Below are 19941 nucleotides of genomic sequence, written 5' to 3' on the forward strand. Positions count from 1 at the left end.
GTCACGCCTCACCGCGGCGGCAGACGATCTTGAGATATTCCTGGCCCTCGCGCGGAGCCAGCGTCGTGCGGGCGATCGTCGCCTGCCCCAGAAAGCCGCACTGCGCCGGGCTCGCGACCTTGGGGCCCCGGACGACGTCGATCGCCGTCTCGGGCCGGCAATCGCTCGGCGACACCGAGAGCGAGCAGACGAGGATCATAACGGAATAGAGCATCGAAAGGTCTCCCCGTAGGAGTTTCGAAACCTCGGATCGCCGCTCCTCCCCGCGCCGGCGTGGACGCCGGTCGAGACTTGTCGGATGATGAAGCTAGGGCATGTTCCGTGCCACTGCGATAGGATATGAGCGGGACGCCGCATTCCTCCCGACCGTGAGACAAAAATGTCACAACCGCAGCCGCATCGGCCGGAGCCCGCTCCGCTCACGGCTCCCTTCGCCATTCCGACGCGCCTGCGCCTTTCCGGCCGGCTGACGACGCTGGTCCCGCTCGCGCCGGCGCATTTCGACGATCTCTATGCGGCGACGCATGGCGAGGAGCGTGAGGCGCTGTGGCGCTACATATTCGTCGGCCCCTTCGCCGATCCTGCCGCCTTCCGCGCCGACATGGCGCGCAAGGCGGCGTCGGACGATCCGCTTTTCTTCGCCGTGCTCGACAATCGCGACGGCCGCGCCCTCGGCTTCCAGGCCTATCTGAACGTCGAGCCGGCGAACCGCGCCGTGGAAGTGGGCTCTGTGCTCTATTCTCCGGCGCTGCAGCGCACCGCCGCGGCGACGGAGGCGCAATATTTATTCGCCGCCCACGCCTTCGAGACGCTCGGCTGCCGTCGTTACGTCTGGAAATGCGACGACGCCAACGAGACGTCCAAGGCAGCCGCGCTTCGGCTCGGCTTTTCTTCCGAAGGACTCTTCCGCCAGCACATGATCGTCAAGGGCGCCAATCGCGACACCGCCTGGTTCTCGATGCTCGACAGCGAATGGCCGGCGCGCAGAGCCGCGTTCGAGGCCTTTCTCGACCCGGGCAATTTCGACGCCGCCGGGCGCCAGAAAACGCCGCTCTCGGCCTTGAACGGGCGCAGGCGCGCGGCAGATAGAGGCTGACGGGGCGCCCTGCGGCCGCCCCCGAGAATGGCTCTGGCGGATTGCCTCGCGGGACAGATAATGGTTTACAACGAATTGCGAGCCGTTCGAGCGGATTTGACGCCCGCCCACGGGTCTCGTGAAACGCTCTTCGGACGGTCCCAGACGATGACGACGGCCGGCGCTCGCCTCCTCAACAGCCTCGATTTGCCCAAGCCGCCGGCCGAGACGCGCGTCGTCGTGGCGATGTCCGGCGGCGTCGACTCCAGCGTCGTCGCCGCGCTGCTGCGCGAGGAGGGCTATGACGTCGTCGGCGTCACGCTGCAGCTCTACGACCACGGCGAGGCGACGCATCGCAAGGGCGCCTGCTGCGCCGGCCAGGATATTCACGACGCCCGCCAGGTGGCGGCGCGGCTCGGCATACCGCATTACGTGCTCGACTATGAGACCCGCTTCCGCGAGACGGTCATCGACACTTTCGCGCAGAGCTACGCCAGCGGCGAGACGCCGGTCCCCTGCGTCGCCTGCAATCAATTCGTGAAATTCGTCGATTTGTTCGACACGGCCAAGGATCTGGGCGCCGACGCCCTCGCCACCGGCCATTACATCGCCTCGCGCGCCGACGATCGCGGCGGCCGCGCGCTCTATCGCGCCTTCGACGCCTCCCGCGACCAGAGCTATTTCCTCTTCGCGACGACGCGCGCGCAGCTCGACATGCTGCGCTTCCCGCTCGGCGAATACGCCAAATCCGACGTGCGCGAGCTCGCCCGCCGCTTTTCCCTGGACGTCGCCGAGAAGGCCGACAGCCAGGACATATGCTTCGTGCCGAGCGGCCATTACACCGATCTCGTCGAGCGCCTGTCTCCGGGCGCCGCCGTGCCGGGCGACATCGTCCATGTGGACGGGCGCGTGCTCGGCCGCCACGCCGGCGTCATCCATTACACGATCGGCCAGCGCCGCGGCCTCGGTCTCGGCGCCGCCGTCGCCGGCCACGCCGCGGAGCCCCTATTCGTCGTGCGGCTCGACGCCGCCAAGGCGCAGGTCGTCGTCGGCCCGCGCGAGGCGTTGGAGACGCGCCGCGTGGCGCTGCGCAACGTCAATTGGATCGGCGCCGGCGATCTTGCCGCTCTGCCGGCCGAGGGCCTGCCGATCTCTGCGCGCGTGCGCTCCACCCGTCCGCCGACGCCGGCGCTGCTGCGCCCGCTTCCGGGCGGCGGCGCGCAGGTCGTCTTCGAGACCGGCGAATACGGCGTCTCGCCGGGCCAGGCCTGCGTCTTCTATGAGCGCGGCGACGAACGCGCCCGCGTGCTGGGCGGCGGCTTCATCGCCCATGCGGAGGCGCAGGCGCCGGAGCCCGCGACGCCCGAGCACGCGCTCGCACTCGATCGGAGCGCCTGATGAGCGACGCGCGCGGCGTCTCCGGCTTCACCCTCTTCGAGCGCGGCCTCGATCGTCGGGCGATAGAGGCGGCCTATGCGCGCTGGGCGCCCGTCTACGACCTCGTCTTCTCCAACATGCTGGGCCCCGGACGGCGCGCCGTGGCGACGATCGCCTCGCGCGCCGACGGCCGCATATTGGACGTCGGCGTCGGCACCGGGCTCGAGCTGCCGATGTTCCGCGACAAAGCGCGGGTGGTCGGCGTCGACCTCTCCGAGCCCATGCTGCAGCGCGCCTCGGCCCGCATCGCCCGCGAGGGGCTGAAAAATATCGCCGGCCTCGCCCGCATGGACGCCAGCCGGCTCGCCTTCTGCGACGCCAGCTTCGCCTGCGTCGTCGCGCCCTATCTGCTGACCGTCGTGCCCGACCCGGAGGACACGCTGGACGAGCTCGCCCGCGTCGTGCGGCCGGGCGGCGAGATCGTGCTCGTCAATCATGTGAGCTCGGCGGACTGGCCGATGTCGGCGCTCGAGGAATTCATCGGCGAGAGCTTCTCGGCGACGCTCGGCTGGCGGCCGCAATTTCCCTGGTCGATCATCGGCGACTGGATCGACTCCCGCCCGGACATGCGGCTGACCGAGCGCCGCGTGCTGCCGCCCTTCGGCCTGTTCACGCTGACACGCATCGAGCGTCTGGCGCGCTGGGGCGAGCATTCGCGCCGGCCCTGTCGCGAGACGCGGCGGCCGTACGAGCACGCGTGACGGGGCCATTTCGAGGCCCCGATCCCCGTCGCCATCCCGCCTGCCGCCATCCCGCCTGCCGCCACTCCTGCCTCTGGCGTTCCCGCGCAGTCGGGATTACATTGTCACTGCGGCGCTGCGGGGTGCGTGACGGACTTTAATTCCCCGGGGCCTTATCGATCTCTAAGGGAGCTGTCCCTGGCCTTGCCCGTGGGCTTGGTCACTACGGCGCCCACCTACGTTGTAGGTTCCCGGGATCGATGTCCCACGGCTCACGCGGCCCGCACCTCACATGATCGGACGCTCGGACGCCCCAATGACCGTCGACGCCAAGACCGAACTGCGCCGGCGGACGCTCTCCCGCCGCGACCTCGTCTCCCATGACGAGGCCCACGCCGCCTCTCTGCAAGTGGTCGAACGCGCGCTGGCGCTGGTGCGCCGATTCGCGCCCCACGCCGCCGAGACCGGCGAGGTCGTTTCGGTCTATTGGCCGATTCGCAGCGAGCTCAACACGCGACCGCTCATCGAGGCGCTGTCCGCGGCGAAGATCGCCACGGCCCTGCCGGTGATGACGGCGGTGAAGCGCCCGCTGATCTTTCGCGCCTTCACGCCCGGCGACGATCTGGTGAAGGGCCCCTTCGGCCTCTCCGAGCCGCCCGAGACGCAACCCTCCTTCGATCCCGACATCGTCTTCTCGCCGCTCGCCGCCTTCGACCGCAAGGGCTATCGGCTCGGCTATGGCGGCGGCATCTATGACGCGACGCTCTCGCAGCTACGGGCGGCGAAACGCATCATCGCGATCGGCGTCGCCTACGCCTGCCAGGAGACCGACGCCGTGCCGACCGAGCCGCATGACCAGAAGCTGGATTTCCTGCTGACGGAGCGCGAGCTGATCGCCTTCTCGTGACGCGCGTTCGCTTTGCCGCGTTCAACCGAATCTCGCCGCGCGACTCCTTCTCCCACTCGTGGGAGAAGGCAGCCCGGCGAAGCCGGGTCGGATGAGGGTCGCAGCGGTTCGCCCGGCTCTGGACGTGGCGCAGGATATCGAAACAATTGCCGCGTCTCGGTCCCTCATCCGACCCACGCTTACGCGAGGGCCACCTTCTCCCGCTTGCGGGAGAAGGAAGCGCTCTGTCCCAAAAGGCGTCGCTGCGCGCAGGCAACGGATAAAAAATGACGCAGACCAATTCCGCCTGCTCCCTCCTCGCCCGCGCCAGCCGCATCATCGAGCCGATCGACCGCGCCCAGGCGGCGGCCGCGCTCGCTCGCGTGCTGGAGCGCGACAGCTGCGGCGCGCTCGTCGCCGTCCTCGCGGCGCAAGCGAATGCGCGCCCTTTGGTGGAGGGCGTCCTCGGCTCCTCCCCTTTTCTCACCGAGCTCGCGGCGCGCGATCCCGCGCGGCTCGCGCGCCTGCTCGAGGCTGATCCGGACGCCGGCCTCGCGCGGCTCGTCGAGGCGACGCGAGGCGCGGCGAAAGGCGTCACGGAAGAGGCGGAGCTGATGCGTGCGCTGCGGCGCGCCAAGCAGGAGGGCGCGCTGCTCGTGGCGCTCGCCGATCTCTCCAAGGCCTGGGAGACGATGCAGGCGACGCATGCGCTCACCCGCCTCGCCGACGCCGCGCTCTCTGCGGCCATCGCCTTCACGCTGCGCGAGGCCGCCTCCTCCGGCAAGCTGGAGCTCTTCGATCAGCGCAGCCCCGAGCGCGGCTGCGGCTGGATCTTCCTCGCCATGGGCAAGGAGGGCGCCTATGAGCTCAATTACTCCTCCGACATAGACATCATCGTCCTCTTCGACCGCGCGCGGGCGCGTGTCGCGCAGCCGGGCGAGGATGTCGATCTCTTCGTCAAAATGACGAAGCGCATCGTGCGCATTCTCTCCGACATCACGCCGGACGGCTATGTGTTCCGCGTCGATCTGCGCCTGCGCCCCGACCCCGGCGCGACGGCCATCGCCATACCGCTCGAGGCGGCCTTCTCTTACTATGAGAGCATGGGCCAGAATTGGGAGCGCGCAGCCTTCATCAAGGCGCGCGCCGCCGCTGGCGACATACCCGCCGGCGAGGCTTTTCTCGAGGAGCTTTCGCCCTTCGTCTGGCGCAGGAATTTCGATTTCGCCGCCATCGCCGATGTGCATTCGATCAAGCGGCAAATCCACGCCTTCAAAGGCCATGGCGCGATCGCCGCGCTCGGCCATGATTTGAAGCTCGGCCGCGGCGGCATTCGCGAGATCGAATTTTTCGCGCAGACGCAGCAGCTCATCACTGGCGGACGCAATCCCGCGCTGCGCGGCCGCGCGACATTGGAGACGCTGGACGCGCTCGTCGCCAATGGCTGGATCGAGCCGCGCGTGCGCGACGATCTTTCCGACGCCTATCTCTTTCTGCGCGATGTCGAGCACAGGCTGCAAATGGTCGCCGACAAGCAGACGCATGTTCTGCCGCGCGACGAGACGGATGCGCTGCGCATCGCCCGCATGATGGGCTTCGCCACGCTCGAGGCGTTCACGCATGCGCTGGTCGCGCGGCTGGAGACGGTGCAGAGCCATTATTCGCATCTGTTCGAGAGCGCGCCGCAGCTCTCCTCGCAGACCGGCAATCTCGTCTTCACCGGCGGCGAGGACGACCCCGGCACGCTCGAGACGCTCGCGCGCCTCGGCTTCGCGCATCCGAAAACGGTGACGGAGACCATTCGCGGCTGGCACTTCGGCCGCTACCCCGCGACGCGCTCCACCAAGGCGCGCGAGCGCCTGACCGAGCTGACGCCGGCGCTGCTCGAGGCGCTGGCGGCGACCGAGAACGCCGACAAGGCCTTTCTCGCTTTCGACAGGCTGCTCGCGGGGCTGCCCGCCGGCGTGCAATTATTCTCGGTGCTGGTCTCCAATCCGCGCCTGCTCGGCCTGCTGACCGCGATCACCGGAGCGGCTCCCAAGCTCGCCGCCACCATCTCGCGGCGCCCGCGCGTGCTCGACGCCGTGCTGGAGCCGGCCTTCTTCGAGCAGCTGCCGGGCGAAGCCGAGCTCGCCGCCTCCTTTCAGCGCAGCCTCGCCGAGACGCGCTCCTATGAAGAGGCGCTCGACGCCGCGCGCGTCTTCGGCCAGGAGCAGAAATTTCTCATCGGCGTGCGCATATTGACCGGCGCGCTCTCGGTGGCCGAGGCCGGCCTCGCCTATGCGCGGCTCGCCGAATGCGTCATCGCCGCGCTGCTGCCGCGCGTCGAGGCGGAATTCGCCCGCGCGCATGGGCGCATCGAGGGAGGCCGCGCCGCCGTCGTCGCGCTCGGCAAGCTCGGCGGACGCGAGATGACCGCCGCCTCCGATCTCGATCTCATGCTGCTCTATGACGCCGATCCGCACGCCGAGTCGGAGGGCGAGCGTCCGCTCGCCGCGGCGGCCTATTATGCGCGCCTCACGCAACGCCTGATCGCGGCGCTGTCCGCGCCAATGGCCCAGGGCCTGCTCTACGAGGTGGATTTCCGCCTGCGCCCCTCCGGCAGCAAGGGGCCGCTCGCGGTGAGCCTGCGCGCCTTCGAGGATTATCATGCGCATGAGGCCTGGAGCTGGGAGCATATGGCGCTGACGAGGGCGCGCGTCGTCGCCGGCCCGGGCGATTTTTCCGCCGAGGTCGAGACCGCCATCCGCGCCGCCCTGACGCGTCCACGCGACGCCGCAAAGCTCGCCGCCGATGTGCGCGACATGCGCGCCCGGCTCGAGCGGGAGAAGCCCGCCAAGAGCGCATGGGATTTGAAACAGGCGCCGGGCGGCCTCATAGACGTGGAGTTCGTCACGCAATATCTGGAGCTTCGCCACGCGGCCGCGCATCCGGACACGCTCTCCCCGACGACGCGCGTCGCGCTCGAGCGCCTTTCCGCGCACGGCCTGCTCGACGCCCGAGCCGCGGCGACGCTCACGCAGGCGGCCTCGCTCTACCAGGGTCTCACGCAATTGCTGCGGCTGGCCATCGACAGCGATTTCGATCCCGCCGAAGCGCCGCGCGGCCTCGTCGCGCTCTTGTTGCGGGCGGGCGAATCGCCGGATATGAAACAGCTCGAAGCTCTGCTCGCCGAGACCAGAGCGAGCACGCGCGCGATCCTCGTTTCCCTGCTGCGCGCGTGACGCGGGACGAGGCCTACAAATTCACTGAAGAATTCGTTAGAGATGATCCGGTTTCGTCCGCCTGTTCCGAAAAATCCGTTTCCCCTTTGCGCGGACTTGTTCTAGTGGACCCCCTGTCACGACAGGCCCCCCCGTCTGTCGCTCTTTTGTTGGAGACCATCATGCCTCACCTCAAGACCACGCGTCTCGGCAGCCGGGGCGTCCTCGCCGCGATCGGCGTCTGCGCACTGCTGGCGATGGGCGCGGCCTCGGCGCAGGCCAAGGTCCTCGCCAAGGTCAATGGCGTCGACATCACCGACGACGACGTGAAAATCGCGCTCGACGATCTCGGGGCTGGTCTGCCGCGGCAATTGGAGGGCAAGGCGCGGGAGAATTACATTCTCGATTTCCTCATCGACGAGCAGCTCGTGGTGCAGAAGGCGCAGCGCGACAAGCTCGGCGAGACTCCCGATTTCGCCAAGAAGCTCGCTTATCTCCGCGACAAGGCGCTGATGGAGGCTCTGCTCGGCAAGATCGCCAAGGACGCCACTACCGAGTCCGCCGTCAAGAAGACCTATGAAGAGGCCGCCAAGAATCAGAAGCCCGAGACCGAGATCCACGCGCACCACATTCTGGTGACGACCGAGGACGAGGCCAAGGCGGCGCTGAAGCGCGTGAAGGCCGGCGAGGATTTCTCCAAGGTCGCCACCGAGCTCTCCAAGGACACCGGCGCGCAGGGCGGCGATCTCGGCTGGTTCACCAAGGATCGCATGGTGCCGGAATTCGGCGACGCCGCCTTCAAATTGGAGCCGGGCCACATCTCCGATCCGGTGAAGACGCAATTCGGCTGGCACGTAATCAAGCTGGACGAGAAGCGCCCGAAGGTGTTCCCGCCGCTCGACCAGGTGCGCGACCAGGTTTCGCGCTATGTCGCGCAGAAGGCGCAGTCGGATCTCATCGTCGAGCTGCGCCAGGGCGCCAAGATCGAGCGCACCGAGGCCCCGCCGGCGGAAGCCAAGCCGGGCGAGGTCAAGCCGGGCGACAAGCCCGCCGAAGCCAAGCCGGCCGAGAAAAAGAAATAGTCATCTGATCGTCGGCAAGGGGCGGTAGGCAGTCGGTTGTCGCCGACCGCCGGCCGCCCGACCGCCTCCCGCCTCTTTCAGGACCCGTTTCGACAATGGCCAAGGCCGCTCCCGTTTCGCCGCTCGCCCCCAAGACCTATCCCGACATTCCGCCGATCGACGGCGTCCGTTTCGCCGTGGCGCAGGCCGGCATACGCTACGCCGGGCGCACCGACGTCATGCTCGCCCTCTTCGACGAGGGGACGCAGGTCGCCGGCGTGTTCACGCGCTCCAAATGCCCCTCGGCCCCGGTCGACTGGTGCCGGGCGCGGCTCGACGGCGGCAAGGCGCGGGCGCTGCTCGTCAATTCCGGCAACGCCAACGCCTTCACCGGCAAGGCCGGCAAGGATGCGGCGAAGCTCTCCGCCAAGCTCGTCGCCGCCGCCGCCCGCATTCCCGAGAAACAGGTGTTCCTCGCCTCGACCGGCGTCATCGGCGAGCCGCTGGACGCCACGAAATTCGAGCCCGTGCTGGGCAAGCTCGCCGCTGAAGCGCGAGGGGACGCCTGGCGCGAGGCCGCCTCCGCCATCATGACCACCGACACCTATCCCAAGCTCGCGACGCGCGTCGCCACGCTCGGCGGCGTGGAGGTGCGCATCGCGGGCGTCGCCAAGGGCGCCGGCATGATCGCGCCCGATATGGCGACCATGCTCTCCTTCGTCTTCACCGACGCGCCGATCGACGCCGAGGCGCTGCAGAGCCTGTTGTCGAAATCGACGCAGGGCTCGTTCAACGCGATCACCGTCGACAGCGACACGTCGACCTCGGACACGCTGCTGCTCTTTGCGACCGGCGCGGCGGAAAAGCGCGGCGCGCCCGTCATCGAGAAGGCGAGCGACCGGCGTCTCGAGGATTTTCGCCGCGCGCTGGACGAGGTGCTGCTCGACCTCGCCCATCAAGTGGTGAAGGACGGCGAGGGCGCGCGCAAATTCGTCGAGGTGACGGTGATCGGCGCCGAGAGCGCGAAAGCCGCCAAGCGCATCGCGCTTTCCATCGCCAATTCGCCGCTGGTGAAGACGGCGGTGGCCGGCGAGGACGCCAATTGGGGCCGCGTGGTGATGGCGGTCGGCAAGTCCGGCGAAGCGGCCGATCGCGACAAGCTCGCCATTTGGTTCGGCGACATACGCGTCGCCCACAAAGGCATGCGCGATCCCGATTACGACGAGGCGGAAGTCTCGCAGATCATGAAGCGCGACGAGATCGCCATCCATGTCGACATCGGCCTCGGCTCCGGCGCGGCGCGCGTGTGGACCTGCGATCTGACGAAAGAATATGTCGCCATCAACGGCGACTATCGCAGCTGAAAATTTCCTAGAGGCTCGGCGCCCGCCCCCTTCTCTCGCCTGCGGGAGAAGGGGGCGGGCCCGTCTATGACATGCGCTCGTGATGTCTTCGTCATCGCAGCGTTTCGAGAATCGGCTTCTACTCGCGACGGCTCGGCGGCGGCGAGGAAGCGGACAAATGGTTTTCCCCCATACTGTAGAGGCGGTGCTCTTCGATATGGACGGCACGCTCCTCGATACCGAGCGGCTCTATGTCGACGCCTGGATCGCCGCCGGACACGCCGTCGGCTTCGAGATCACCGAAGATTTCTGCCATCGCATGATCGGCAAGCCGATGCAGGATTGCGAGATCATGATGATCGAGCGTTTCGGCGCCGATTTCCCGCTAGACGCGTGCATCGAGGCCTGCGGCGGCTTCGTCGCCCACGCCTCGCGCGCCGGCGTGCCGCTCAAGGACGGCGCGCGCGAGCTGGTCGACTATCTCACCGCCATGAATATTCCGCTCGCCATCGCCACCTCCTCGCGGCGGCCGACGGCGGAGCATCATCTGAGCCGTTGCGGCCTGCTCTCCCACTTCTCGGCGCTGGTGACGCGCGACGATGTCGCGCGCGGCAAGCCGCATCCCGAATCCTATTTGCGCGCCGCGCGGGCGCTCGGCAAGGAAACGCCGCGCTGCCTCGCGCTCGAGGATTCGCCCACCGGCCTGCGCTCGGCCGCCGCCTCGGGCGCGATGACGATTCTCGCGCCGGACATATTGCAGCCCTCCTCGGAGGAGCGCGCGCTCTGCCTCGCCGTCGTCGCGAGCCTGCGCGAGGTGCTCGACATGCTGCGCGCGCAGGCAAGCGCGCAGCGGCCCCTAGGGGCCTTTGCGCGCTGACGAAATTCGTTCCGGTTTCTAGTCTACATGACGATTCGCTCATCGCGCGACGGAGACGAGGATGAACCCGCGCCGCCCGCTCTTCGCCGCTATCGTCGCGCTCTCGCTGTCTCTCTCGGCCTGCGCCGGCGCTTATGAGGAGGCGCGCGCGGTCGTGGCCGAATCCGGCGTCGTCGTGGAGAAGAACGCGAACGAGGGCGGCGCCAAAAAGCCCGCCAAAAAGAAGGGCGCGAAAAAGAAAGGCGCGGAGAAAAAAGCGGCCGCCGCCAAGGGCGATGCGAGCAAGCCACCCGCCGTCGGCGCCTGCGTCACCTATCAATTCATGGGCGGCGCCGATTGCGAGGAGGCGATCACCAAGCGCAATTGCTACGACAAGCGCACGAATGTCGTCGATTGGCGCAATGGGCTGAGCTGCGCCGCCGCCTTTCTGTCGCCGCCCGAGAAGAAACCGTAGACCGAGCTCGAGCCTCGAGAACAAGCTCGAGAGAATAAGCTCGAGCCTTGCCTTTGGTCGGCGGAGCGGCGAGATTGGCCGCGCATCTCGCGTTACCGAGGCCGTTTCATGCGTTTTCTCGCCGTCTGCGCAGCGCTCGCGCCGCTCGCCCTCTTCGCCTGCAACAGCGCCGCGCCGGAAATGCGCTTCGATCCGACGGAGGCCGCCTTCATCCGGCAAGAGGGCAAGGCGACGATCGAGGGCCAGGCCTTTCTGCGCGACCAGCAGGGCAAGGTGAATGTGCGCTACGCCGCGGGCGAGGTGGTGCGGCTCATTCCCGCGACCGCCTATGCGCAGGCGCGCTTCTCGCAATATTACGGCAAGCGAAAGTTCATCCCCGCCCTGCTCATGCCGACGCCGACGCAGGAGGCCGAATATGCCGCCTTCACGCGCACGACCAAGGCGGGGTCGACCGGCCGTTTCACCTTCGACAAAGTGGCGCCGGGCCGCTATTTCGTCACGACGCAGCTCACCTGGGTCCCGAAGGGCGGCTTGCTCAGCGACGGCGGCGCGATGTACGACGAGGTCGCCGTCACCGGCAAGGAGACCGACCCGATCGAGGTCGTCCTCTCCGGCAATTGAGGGGAACGCGCTTGTCCTTGCTTCTCGTCGTGGCCGCGGCGCTCGTCGATCCGCAAGGCCGCGTGCTGATCGCCCAACGCCCGCCCGGCAAGCAGCTCGCCGGTCTGTGGGAATTTCCCGGCGGCAAGCTCGACCCCGGCGAGCGGCCGGAGCAGGCGCTCGTGCGCGAGCTGGCCGAGGAGCTGGGCATAGAGGTGGAGACGGCCGATCTCGCGCCGCTGACCTTCGCCAGCCACGCCTATGAGAGGTTTCATCTGCTGATGCCGCTCTACCTCTGCCGGCGCTGGCGCGGCGAGCCGCACCCCCGCGAGGGCCAGGCGCTGGCCTGGACACGGCCGAGCGAATTGGACCCGGCGCGAATGCCCCCCGCCGACGCCCCGCTGATCGCCCCGCTGGCGGCGCTGCTGGGGTGAGCGAAGCGAGTTGATTCAGGGCTCGACGCAGCCTATCTTTCCGAGCATGAGCGGCTCCGTTGCTTTCGATACGCTGAAATTCGTCGAGAAGCTGGAAGCGGGCGGGTTCGCTCGCCCCCAGGCGAAGGCGGCTGCCGAGGCTTTCGCAGAGGCGATGAGCCAGGAGCTGGCGACAAAAGCCGATCTATCGGCCGCCGAAGGAGGTTTGCGCGCGGAGATCGGGAAGGTTCGAACCGATCTGACAGCCGAGATCGGCAAGGTTCGGACCGAGCTGAAAGCCGAGATCGCCGAAGTCCGAACCGAGCTGACAGCCGAGATCGGCAAGGTTCGAACCGAGCTGAAAGCCGAGATCGCCGAAGTCCGAACCGAGCTGAAAACCGAGATCGCGGCAGTCAAGACAGAATTGAAAACCGAGATCGCGGCTGTCCGGACGGAGCTGAAAACGGAGATCGCCGAGGTCAAGACAGAGATCGCCGCGGTCCGCTCGGACCTCAAGACCGAGATCGCTTCGGTGCGATCCGACGTCGAGCTCGCCAAGCGAGATCTCAAAATCTGGTTCGGCTCGACCATGGTGGTCGCGGTAGGGGTGATTCTCGCGGCGATCCGTTATCTTCCCGCCGGCCATCCCTGAAAGTCTGCTTACAACGGCAAATTCTTCCAGTCTCGCTTGTCGGCATGGGCGTGATGAATGCGGATCGCATTCTCCACCTCGTGGAATTTCTCGCTGCCGGCGATCGCCTCGTAAAAGCCCATTCCACGGACAACCGCGGCGAGATCATAGCACCAATAGAGCGCCATCAGCGCATTGATGAAAAGCTCCGTCCCTCTCGTGCGCTCGGTGTCGTGCCTATTCCCGAAGCCGCCGCGTATCGCCGAGGCGATGGAGTTGGCCACGATGCTCTTGGAATGAGGCTGGCGCTCGTTGAGAAAATCGACGGCGTCCAGCAGCGCGTCGCCCTCCGGCGTCCCCTGCGACACGGAAACACAGCCGAGGAAACCGCCGGAACGAACGAGCTCCGCCGTGTTCTCGAGAAAAGAGTGATGGCAGACGCCATGATAATGATCGACGCCGAAGCCGAGACAAACGAGAAATTTGCGGACGCCCTCGAGCTGATGGACCGCGGCGATCGAAAGCGCGTCCTCCTCGATCGTGCCGAGCGCGGCCTCGTCGCCCTTCATTAGACTATCGGTCCCGCCATCGACGAGGATGATCGTGTCGACCTTCAGCAAAGAGACGAGCGCTTCATAGGATCGCCGCAACGGCTGCACGCCGGTCTTCTCGAAGGCGAAGACCTTGGGCTCGCAGCCGCGCGCCGCGAGCCAGTCGACGAGGTGGCGCTCGGGAAAATAGCCCTGCATGCGGCTGTCGAAATCGACGAGCCGCGCCGCGGGGCCGATCTTCTTGCGGGACGCGAGATCGACGCGGGCGAAGGACAGATTGGCCAGGAAGACGCTCTTGCCCGCATTGCGTAGAAACACATAGAGCGGCAGGCCGCTGACGATGTCGAAGCCGCCGCCGCAGCCGGCGATGAGGATGCGCTGCGAATCGTCGAGCGCGTTGAAAAAAGGAATTCGCATCTACTCGTCTCTTCGAAGGTCAATGAGCCTATCGCCTTTCCCTTCGTCTCGAAACAGCCTCTCGCCCTGGACGGAGCCCGCCCGCGCCCGCGAGGGCTACGCTCGCCGCCGCCGATGAAGCATTTTTCTTGCGCCTACGCGCGATCCGGGTGTATAAGCCGCTCGTTCTATCTCATAACGATCATTCCCGGATGATCGCTGCTTGAGAGTGGGGCCCGGCCGGGACCCGCTCTTTTTTGTTTGCTCCGGCCAGAGACCCTCGCAAATCAGGATGAGCCGCTTGGCAGAAACGCCCGCCGTCGGCGCCGTCGAGGCGCCCTCCCCGCTCGATGAGCCGCGCCTTTGCGGCGAGACGGGCGTCGCGGCGCGCATCGCCCATATTGCCGAGCCCGTGCTGGCGCAGCTCGGCTATCGTCTGGTGCGCGCGCGCATTTTCGCGCAGACCGGCATGACGCTGCAGATCATGGCCGAACGACCCGACGGAACCATGACGGTCGGCGATTGCGAGGCCGCGAGTCAGGCGCTGTCGCCCGAATTCGACGTCGAGGACGTGATCTCCGACGCCTATCGATTGGAGATCTCCTCGCCCGGCATCGATCGTCCGTTGGTGCGCGTCTCGGATTTTCGTCGCGCGATCGGCCATGAGGCGAAGATCGAGCTGACGCAGCCGCTCGAAACTGGCCGCAAGCGTTTTCGGGGCAATATTCTCTGTGTCGAGGGAGAAGGCCGCGACGCCGTGGTGACGCTCGAGCGCAATGACGCGCCGCCGGACGAAGAAAAGACCGTGCGCATGCCGCTGCGCGATCTCGACGAGGCCAAGCTGATGCTGACCGACGCGCTGATCCGCGAGGCGCTGCGGGCCAGCAAGGCGCAGCTCGAAGACGAGACGAGCGAGGGCGACGCCGCGGGCGAGGAAGAGGCCGCGCCGCAGGAAGAGGAGAGGCCCCGCCGCGGGCCCGGCCGTTTCGCAGCGGCGAAGGGCAATAAGGCGAAGCCGCTGGTTCCGGCCGGCGTGCAAGCCGGATTCAAGAAAAAAAGCAGCGGGCCCGGCCCGCGCTGACAATGCGTGAGCCGACGTTTTTGGGAGCAAGATATGGCCGTCAGCGCCAACAGGTTGGAAATCCTGCAGATCGCCGATGCGGTCGCGCGCGAGAAATCGATCGACCGCTCGATCGTCATCGCCTCCATGGAGGACGCGCTGCAAAAGGCCGCGCGCTCGCGCTATGGCCAGGAGACCGAGGTCCGCGCAGAGATCAATCCGCGCAGCGGCGAGGTGCGCTTCTCGCGCCTGCTGCTCGTCGTCGATCTCGTCGACAATGACGCGACGCAGATTTCCATCGAGGATGCGCGCAAGCGCAATCCCGCAGCGCAGGCCGGCGACTGGATCTCCGAGACGCTGCCGCCTTTCGACTTCGGCCGCATCGCCGCGCAATCGGCCAAGCAGATCATCGTGCAGAAGGTGCGTGAGGCCGAGCGCGATCGCCAATACGAGGAATTCAAGGACCGTATCGGCGAGATCGTCAACGGCGTGGTGAAGCGCGTCGAATATGGCAATGTCATCATCGATCTCGGTCGCGGCGAGGCGATCATCCGCCGCGACGAGATGATCCCGCGCGAGACCTTCCGTCCCGGCGACCGCGTTCGCGCCTATGTCTATGACGTGCGCCGCGAGCAGCGCGGTCCGCAGATTTTCCTGTCGCGCACGCATCCGCAATTCATGGCGAAGCTGTTCCGCCAGGAAGTGCCGGAGATCTATGACGGCGTCATCGAGGTGAAGTCGGTCGCCCGCGATCCGGGCTCGCGCGCCAAGATCGCCGTGGTGTCGCGCGACTCCTCCATCGATCCCGTGGGCGCCTGCGTCGGCATGCGCGGCTCGCGCGTGCAGGCCGTCGTCGGCGAATTGCAGGGCGAGCGCATCGACATCATCCCCTGGTCGGCGGACGCCGCGACCTTCATCGTCAATGCGCTGCAGCCGGCCGAGGTCGTGAAGGTCGTGCTCGACGAGGACACGGCGCGCATCGAGGTGGTGGTGCCCGACGATCAGCTTTCGCTCGCCATCGGCCGCCGCGGCCAGAATGTGCGCCTCGCTTCGCAACTCACCGGCTGGGACATCGATATTTTGACCGAGGCAGAGGAATCGGAGCGCCGCCAGAGAGAATTCGTCGAGCGCACCAAAGTGTTCATGAACGCCATCGACGTCGACGAGGTCGTCGGCCGTCTGCTCGCCTCGGAGGGGTTCCAATCGGTCGAGGAGCTCGCCTTCGTCGATCTCGGCGAGCTGGCGACGATCGAGGGCTTCGACGAGGATACGGCGGCCGAGATTCAAAATCGCGCCCGCAACTATCTGGAAAGGGTGGAGGCGGAGAACGAGGCGCGCCGCATCGCGCTCGGCGTGCTCGACGAGCTGAAGGAGCTCGACGGCGTCACCACGGCGATGCTCGTCAAGCTCGGCGAGAATGACGTGAAGTCGATCGAGGATTTCGCCGGCTGCGTGCCGGACGATCTGGTCGGCTGGACGGAGAAGAAGGACGGCGAGACGATCAAGCAGACCGGCTTCCTCGACGGGATCGACATGTCCCGCGAAGAGGCGGAGGCGATGATCATGGACGCCCGCGTGCGCGTCGGCTGGATCGAGGCCCCGGCTCCCGAGCCCGAGGCGGAAGAAGAGGCCGGCGAGCCGGAGGCCGCAGAACAGGCCCCGGCGACAGAACAGGCCGAGACCAAAGAACAGTCCGAGACCACGGAGCAGACTGAAGCGCAGTGACGAAACGGGACGGCGAAAATATGAGTGAGGCCGAGGCGAGCGAACGGACCTGCATCGTCACGCGCCGGCGCGAAGCGCCGGAGGCGATGATCCGTTTCGTGCGCGCGCCGGACGGCGTCCTCACGCCGGACATAAGGTCGCGCCTGCCGGGCCGCGGCGCCTGGGTGACGGCGCGCGCCGAGATGGTGGCCGAAGCGGTGAAGAAACAGGCGTTCTCGCGTCAATTGAAGGCCAAGGTCTCCGCCTCCCCCTCGCTGCCGGCCGACGTCGACCGGCTGCTCGAGGCCGATTGCCTGCAATCGCTGGCCATGGCCAATAAGGCGGGCGCGGTCGTAGCCGGCTTCGGCAAGGTCTGCGAGGCGCTGGAAAAAGGCGCCGTCGCGGCTCTGCTGGAGGCGCGTGGCGGCTCGGCCGACGGACGGCGAAAGCTCGCCCAGGCGGCGCGTCGCGCGGCGACGGCGCGGGGACGCGGAGAGCGGGCGACGGAGGCGATCTCTCTGTTCGATTCTCTTCAATTGGATTTGGCTTTGGGCCGCACAAATGTGATACATGCAGCCCTCGCGCCGGGCGGACCGACGCAGGCCTTTTTGGCGCGCTGCCGCCGCCTCGCCGCCTATAGAGGCGAGAGCGCATCCGGCGACGCGAAAGACCACGACAGCGAGCAGACCAACGAGCTCGGCCCGCTGAACGACGTAATAGAACAGGCGCAGCCCGAGGATCGGAAACTGGATGAGTGAGACCGAGACCGAGAACAGCGGCGACAAGACGCTGACCGTCACGCCGTCGAAGACGTTGCATCTGAAGCAGCGTCCGACCGAGCATGGCGGAATGGTGCGGCAGAGCTTCTCCCACGGCCGCTCCAAGGTCGTCGTGGTCGAGAAAGTGAAGCGTCGCGCGCCGGGCGCGGTCGAGACCAAGCCCGCAGCTCCGGCTCCAGCAGCCCCACCCACGCCAGCAGCCCCGGCTCCGGCGGCTCCGCCCCCGCCCGTCGTCGTCGCCGCTCCGGCCGCCCCGCCGCCGCGCGCCGAGACCCCGCGTCCGCCGCAGCCCAAGCGCGGCGCCGGCGTCGTGCTGCGCGCGCTGACCGACGATGAGCGAGAGGCCCGCGCCCGCGCGCTCGTCGACGCCCGCACGCGTGAGGAGGAAGACCGCCGCCGCGCGGTGGCGGACGCCAAGGCGAGAGCCGAACGCGAGGAGCGTGAGCGCGAGGAACGCGCCGCCGCCGAAGCCCGCAAGCGCGAGGAGGAGGAGCGCCTCGCCCGCGACGCCGACTCGAAGCGCCGCTCGGAAGAGGAGGCGCGCCGCCGTCTCGCCGGGGGCGGCGCTCCCGAGCCGCACGCCGCGGCTCCCGCCATTCAGCGTTCGGCGCAGCCGCGCACCGCGCCGGTCGCCGGAGCCGAGCAGCCCCGCGCCGCCACGACCTCGACCCCCGCCGCCACGGAAGACGCCGAGAAGCGCGTCGTGCGTCGTCCCGCCGGCGTCATCGCCGTCAAGGCGCCGCCGCCGCCCCGCCCGACGCCCTCGCGCGGCGGCGCGCAGAAGGACCGCGGCCGCCTCACCGTCTCCACCGCGACCTCCGAGCAAGAGGAGCGCACGCGCTCCGTCGCCGCTTTCCGCCGCCGCACGCAGCGCCTCAAATCCTTCGGCCAGGCCGAGCAGAAGGAGAAGATCACCCGCGAGGTCATCCTCCCGGAGACGATCACCATCCAGGAGCTCGCCAACCGCATGTCGGAGCGCGGCGTCGACGTGATCCGCCTGCTGATGAAGCAGGGCGCGCTGCACAAGATCACCGACGTCATCGACGCCGACACGGCGCAGCTCGTCGCCGAGGAGCTGGGCCATGCGGTCAAGCGCGTCGCCGAGTCCGACGTCGAGGAAGGCCTGTTCGACGAGCCCGACGCCGAGGACGAGCTCATGTCGCGTCCGCCGGTCGTCACCATCATGGGCCATGTCGACCACGGCAAGACCTCGCTGCTCGACGCGATCCGCCACGCCAATGTCGTCGCCGGCGAGGCGGGCGGCATCACCCAGCATATCGGCGCCTATCAGGTGAAGGCGCCCAATGGCGCGCCGATCACCTTCATCGACACCCCCGGCCACGCGGCCTTCACCGCCATGCGCGCCCGCGGCGCCAAGGTCACCGACATCGTGATCCTGGTCGTCGCGGCCGACGACGGCGTGATGCCGCAGACGATCGAGGCGATCCACCACGCCAAGGCGGCCGAGGTTCCGATCATCGTCGCGATCAACAAGATCGACAAGCCCGACGCCAAGGCCGAGCGCGTGCGCACCGAGCTGCTGCAGCACAATGTGCAGACGGAGACCTTCGGCGGCGACACGCTCGAGGTGGAAGTCTCCGCCAAGGAGCGGCTCAATCTCGACAGACTGCTCGACGCCATCACCCTTCAGTCGGAAGTGCTCGACCTCAAGGCCAATCCGGAGCGCTCGGCCGAGGGCACGGTGATCGAGGCGCGGCTCGACAAGGGCCGCGGTCCGGTCGCCACCGTGCTGGTGCAGCGCGGCACGCTGGAGGTGGGCGACATCATCGTCGCCGGCTCGCAATGGGGCCGCGTGCGCGCGCTGCTCGACGACAAGGGCGTCGTCGTGCCGACAGCCGGCCCGTCCTTCCCGGTCGAGATCCTCGGCTTCTCCGGCACGCCGGACGCCGGCGATCGCGTCGCCGTGGTGGAGTCGGAAGCCCGCGCGCGAGAGATCACCGAATATCGCGAGCGTCAGCGTCGCGAGAAGCTCGCCGCGCGCGGCGGCGGCGCCCGCACCTCGCTCACCGATATGATGAGCCAGCTGAAGACCGCCGGCCGCAAGGAGTTCCCGCTCGTCATCAAGGGCGACGTGCAGGGCTCTGTGGAAGCGATCGTCGCGGCGCTCGACAAGCTCGGCACCGACGAGGTCGGCGCGCGCATCGTGCATGCCGGCGTCGGCGGCATTTCCGAGTCCGACATAGCGCTCGGCGAAGCGTCGAATGCGGTCGTCATCGGCTTCAACGTGCGCGCCCATAAGGAAGCGCGCGAGGCCTCCGAGCGCGGCGGCATTGAAATCCGCTACTACAACATCATCTACAATCTCGTGGACGATGTGAAGGCGGCCATGTCCGGCCTGCTGGCGCCGACGCTGCGCGAGACCATGCTGGGCAATGCGCAGATTCTCGAAGTGTTCGACATTACGAAAGTCGGCAAGGTGGCGGGTTGCCGCGTGACCGACGGCGCGGTGGAGCGCGGCGCCAATGTGCGTCTCATCCGCGACAATGTCGTCGTCCACGAGGGCAAGCTGTCGACGCTCAAGCGCTTCAAGGACGAGGTCAAGGAAGTGCAATCCGGGCAGGAATGCGGCATGGCCTTCGAGAACTATCAGGACATGCGCGCCGGCGACGTCATCGAATGCTATCGCGTCGAGGAGATCAAGCGGACGCTGTGACGCGCGCCGCGCCGATCTCCACCAAACTTTCATCAGGCCTTCGGCGCGCCGTCGTCCTCGACCATAATTGGCGAGTGACGGCCGCGCAACGTCGGGAGCGCGCGACCAGCGCGAAAA

At 67.6% G+C, this 19941-nt stretch carries 18 protein-coding genes and 1 other RNA gene; 17 read left to right on the plus strand and 2 right to left on the minus strand.

Annotation, left to right across the window (positions count from 1 at the left end; genetic code table 11):
• Position 1: 1 nt before the first annotated feature.
• Positions 2-214 (minus strand): hypothetical protein, encoded by a 213-nt coding sequence (locus VIF40_RS15220; protein WP_331938356.1) that lies wholly within the window; start codon positions 212-214, stop codon positions 2-4.
• Between the two features lie 165 nt (positions 215-379).
• Here VIF40_RS15220 and VIF40_RS15225 point away from each other — a divergent pair, with 165 nt between their 5' ends.
• The 13 genes from VIF40_RS15225 (at position 380) to VIF40_RS15285 (ending at position 12681) form a co-directional block, all read left to right on the plus strand.
• Positions 380-1096, plus strand: coding sequence for a GNAT family protein (locus VIF40_RS15225; protein WP_331938357.1), 717 nt, complete (start codon positions 380-382; stop codon positions 1094-1096).
• Between the two features lie 147 nt (positions 1097-1243).
• Entirely contained in the window at positions 1244-2473 is a 1230-nt protein-coding gene (gene mnmA, locus VIF40_RS15230; protein ID WP_331938358.1) for a tRNA 2-thiouridine(34) synthase MnmA, read from the plus strand.
• Positions 2473-3213 (plus strand): class I SAM-dependent methyltransferase, encoded by a 741-nt coding sequence (locus VIF40_RS15235; RefSeq protein WP_331938359.1) that lies wholly within the window; start codon positions 2473-2475, stop codon positions 3211-3213. The genes mnmA and VIF40_RS15235 overlap by 1 nt, the downstream gene beginning before the upstream one ends.
• Before the next feature lie 109 nt (positions 3214-3322).
• Positions 3323-3478, plus strand: a non-coding RNA gene (gene ssrS, locus VIF40_RS15240) — 6S RNA.
• Positions 3479-3508: 30 nt separating this feature from the next.
• Positions 3509-4099, plus strand: coding sequence for a 5-formyltetrahydrofolate cyclo-ligase (locus VIF40_RS15245; RefSeq protein ID WP_331938360.1), 591 nt, complete (start codon positions 3509-3511; stop codon positions 4097-4099).
• A 266-nt stretch (positions 4100-4365) separates the two neighbouring features.
• On the plus strand, positions 4366-7302 hold the full coding sequence (locus tag VIF40_RS15250) for a bifunctional [glutamine synthetase] adenylyltransferase/[glutamine synthetase]-adenylyl-L-tyrosine phosphorylase (protein ID WP_331938361.1): 2937 nt from the start codon (positions 4366-4368) through the stop codon (positions 7300-7302).
• 161 nt (positions 7303-7463) lie between these two features.
• Positions 7464-8363: a peptidylprolyl isomerase gene (locus tag VIF40_RS15255; protein ID WP_331938362.1), complete on the plus strand. Its 900-nt coding sequence runs from the start codon at positions 7464-7466 to the stop codon at positions 8361-8363.
• A 95-nt stretch (positions 8364-8458) separates the two neighbouring features.
• Positions 8459-9706, plus strand: coding sequence for a bifunctional glutamate N-acetyltransferase/amino-acid acetyltransferase ArgJ (gene argJ / locus VIF40_RS15260; protein ID WP_331938363.1), 1248 nt, complete (start codon positions 8459-8461; stop codon positions 9704-9706).
• A 157-nt stretch (positions 9707-9863) separates the two neighbouring features.
• Positions 9864-10562 carry an HAD family phosphatase gene (locus VIF40_RS15265; protein WP_331938364.1) on the plus strand — a complete coding sequence of 233 codons (699 nt, stop codon included), beginning with the start codon at positions 9864-9866 and terminating at the stop codon, positions 10560-10562.
• Positions 10563-10623: 61 nt separating this feature from the next.
• Positions 10624-11016 carry a hypothetical protein gene (locus tag VIF40_RS15270; protein WP_331938365.1) on the plus strand — a complete coding sequence of 131 codons (393 nt, stop codon included), beginning with the start codon at positions 10624-10626 and terminating at the stop codon, positions 11014-11016.
• 108 nt (positions 11017-11124) lie between these two features.
• Positions 11125-11637: a carboxypeptidase regulatory-like domain-containing protein gene (locus VIF40_RS15275; protein WP_331938366.1), complete on the plus strand. Its 513-nt coding sequence runs from the start codon at positions 11125-11127 to the stop codon at positions 11635-11637.
• A gap of 11 nt (positions 11638-11648) precedes the next feature.
• On the plus strand, positions 11649-12050 hold the full coding sequence (gene mutT / locus VIF40_RS15280; protein ID WP_331938367.1) for an 8-oxo-dGTP diphosphatase MutT: 402 nt from the start codon (positions 11649-11651) through the stop codon (positions 12048-12050).
• 46 nt (positions 12051-12096) lie between these two features.
• A complete protein-coding gene (locus VIF40_RS15285) occupies positions 12097-12681 on the plus strand; it encodes a coiled-coil domain-containing protein (RefSeq protein ID WP_331938368.1) in 585 nt (194 codons plus the stop codon).
• 8 nt (positions 12682-12689) lie between these two features.
• Here the strand turns inward: VIF40_RS15285 and VIF40_RS15290 are convergent, their stop codons facing one another.
• The gene (locus VIF40_RS15290) at positions 12690-13628 is read right to left on the minus strand and encodes a DUF1152 domain-containing protein (RefSeq protein ID WP_331938369.1); all 939 of its coding nucleotides are present in this window, start codon (positions 13626-13628) and stop codon (positions 12690-12692) included.
• A 271-nt stretch (positions 13629-13899) separates the two neighbouring features.
• On the opposite strand from VIF40_RS15290, the gene rimP reads away from it, so the two are divergent.
• The 4 genes from rimP to infB are packed head-to-tail and all read left to right on the plus strand — an operon-like array spanning position 13900 to position 19824.
• On the plus strand, positions 13900-14688 hold the full coding sequence (gene rimP / locus VIF40_RS15295) for a ribosome maturation factor RimP (RefSeq protein WP_331938370.1): 789 nt from the start codon (positions 13900-13902) through the stop codon (positions 14686-14688).
• A gap of 33 nt (positions 14689-14721) precedes the next feature.
• Positions 14722-16392 (plus strand): transcription termination factor NusA, encoded by a 1671-nt coding sequence (gene nusA, locus VIF40_RS15300; protein ID WP_331938371.1) that lies wholly within the window; start codon positions 14722-14724, stop codon positions 16390-16392.
• On the plus strand, positions 16389-17129 hold the full coding sequence (locus VIF40_RS15305; protein ID WP_331938372.1) for an RNA-binding protein: 741 nt from the start codon (positions 16389-16391) through the stop codon (positions 17127-17129). Before nusA ends, VIF40_RS15305 begins: the two co-directional genes overlap by 4 nt.
• A complete protein-coding gene (gene infB, locus VIF40_RS15310) occupies positions 17122-19824 on the plus strand; it encodes a translation initiation factor IF-2 (RefSeq protein ID WP_331938373.1) in 2703 nt (900 codons plus the stop codon). Before VIF40_RS15305 ends, infB begins: the two co-directional genes overlap by 8 nt.
• Positions 19825-19941: the final 117 nt, after the last annotated feature.

The organism is Methylosinus sp. (assembly GCF_036560965.1).
Lineage (GTDB): Bacteria > Pseudomonadota > Alphaproteobacteria > Rhizobiales > Beijerinckiaceae > Methylosinus.

What these genes read in the sequence shown, in the direction of transcription:
- VIF40_RS15220 (WP_331938356.1), bottom strand. Translation starts at nt 214, where the DNA reads ATGCTCTATTCCGTTATGATCCTCGTCTGCTCGCTCTCGGTGTCGCCG.
- VIF40_RS15225 (WP_331938357.1), top strand. Translation starts at nt 380, where the DNA reads ATGTCACAACCGCAGCCGCATCGGCCGGAGCCCGCTCCGCTCACGGCT.
- mnmA (WP_331938358.1), top strand. Translation starts at nt 1,244, where the DNA reads ATGACGACGGCCGGCGCTCGCCTCCTCAACAGCCTCGATTTGCCCAAG.
- VIF40_RS15235 (WP_331938359.1), top strand. Translation starts at nt 2,473, where the DNA reads ATGAGCGACGCGCGCGGCGTCTCCGGCTTCACCCTCTTCGAGCGCGGC.
- VIF40_RS15245 (WP_331938360.1), top strand. Translation starts at nt 3,509, where the DNA reads ATGACCGTCGACGCCAAGACCGAACTGCGCCGGCGGACGCTCTCCCGC.
- VIF40_RS15250 (WP_331938361.1), top strand. Translation starts at nt 4,366, where the DNA reads ATGACGCAGACCAATTCCGCCTGCTCCCTCCTCGCCCGCGCCAGCCGC.
- VIF40_RS15255 (WP_331938362.1), top strand. Translation starts at nt 7,464, where the DNA reads ATGCCTCACCTCAAGACCACGCGTCTCGGCAGCCGGGGCGTCCTCGCC.
- argJ (WP_331938363.1), top strand. Translation starts at nt 8,459, where the DNA reads ATGGCCAAGGCCGCTCCCGTTTCGCCGCTCGCCCCCAAGACCTATCCC.
- VIF40_RS15265 (WP_331938364.1), top strand. Translation starts at nt 9,864, where the DNA reads ATGGTTTTCCCCCATACTGTAGAGGCGGTGCTCTTCGATATGGACGGC.
- VIF40_RS15270 (WP_331938365.1), top strand. Translation starts at nt 10,624, where the DNA reads ATGAACCCGCGCCGCCCGCTCTTCGCCGCTATCGTCGCGCTCTCGCTG.
- VIF40_RS15275 (WP_331938366.1), top strand. Translation starts at nt 11,125, where the DNA reads ATGCGTTTTCTCGCCGTCTGCGCAGCGCTCGCGCCGCTCGCCCTCTTC.
- VIF40_RS15285 (WP_331938368.1), top strand. Translation starts at nt 12,097, where the DNA reads ATGAGCGGCTCCGTTGCTTTCGATACGCTGAAATTCGTCGAGAAGCTG.
- VIF40_RS15290 (WP_331938369.1), bottom strand. Translation starts at nt 13,628, where the DNA reads ATGCGAATTCCTTTTTTCAACGCGCTCGACGATTCGCAGCGCATCCTC.
- rimP (WP_331938370.1), top strand. Translation starts at nt 13,900, where the DNA reads ATGAGCCGCTTGGCAGAAACGCCCGCCGTCGGCGCCGTCGAGGCGCCC.
- nusA (WP_331938371.1), top strand. Translation starts at nt 14,722, where the DNA reads ATGGCCGTCAGCGCCAACAGGTTGGAAATCCTGCAGATCGCCGATGCG.
- infB (WP_331938373.1), top strand. Translation starts at nt 17,122, where the DNA reads ATGAGTGAGACCGAGACCGAGAACAGCGGCGACAAGACGCTGACCGTC.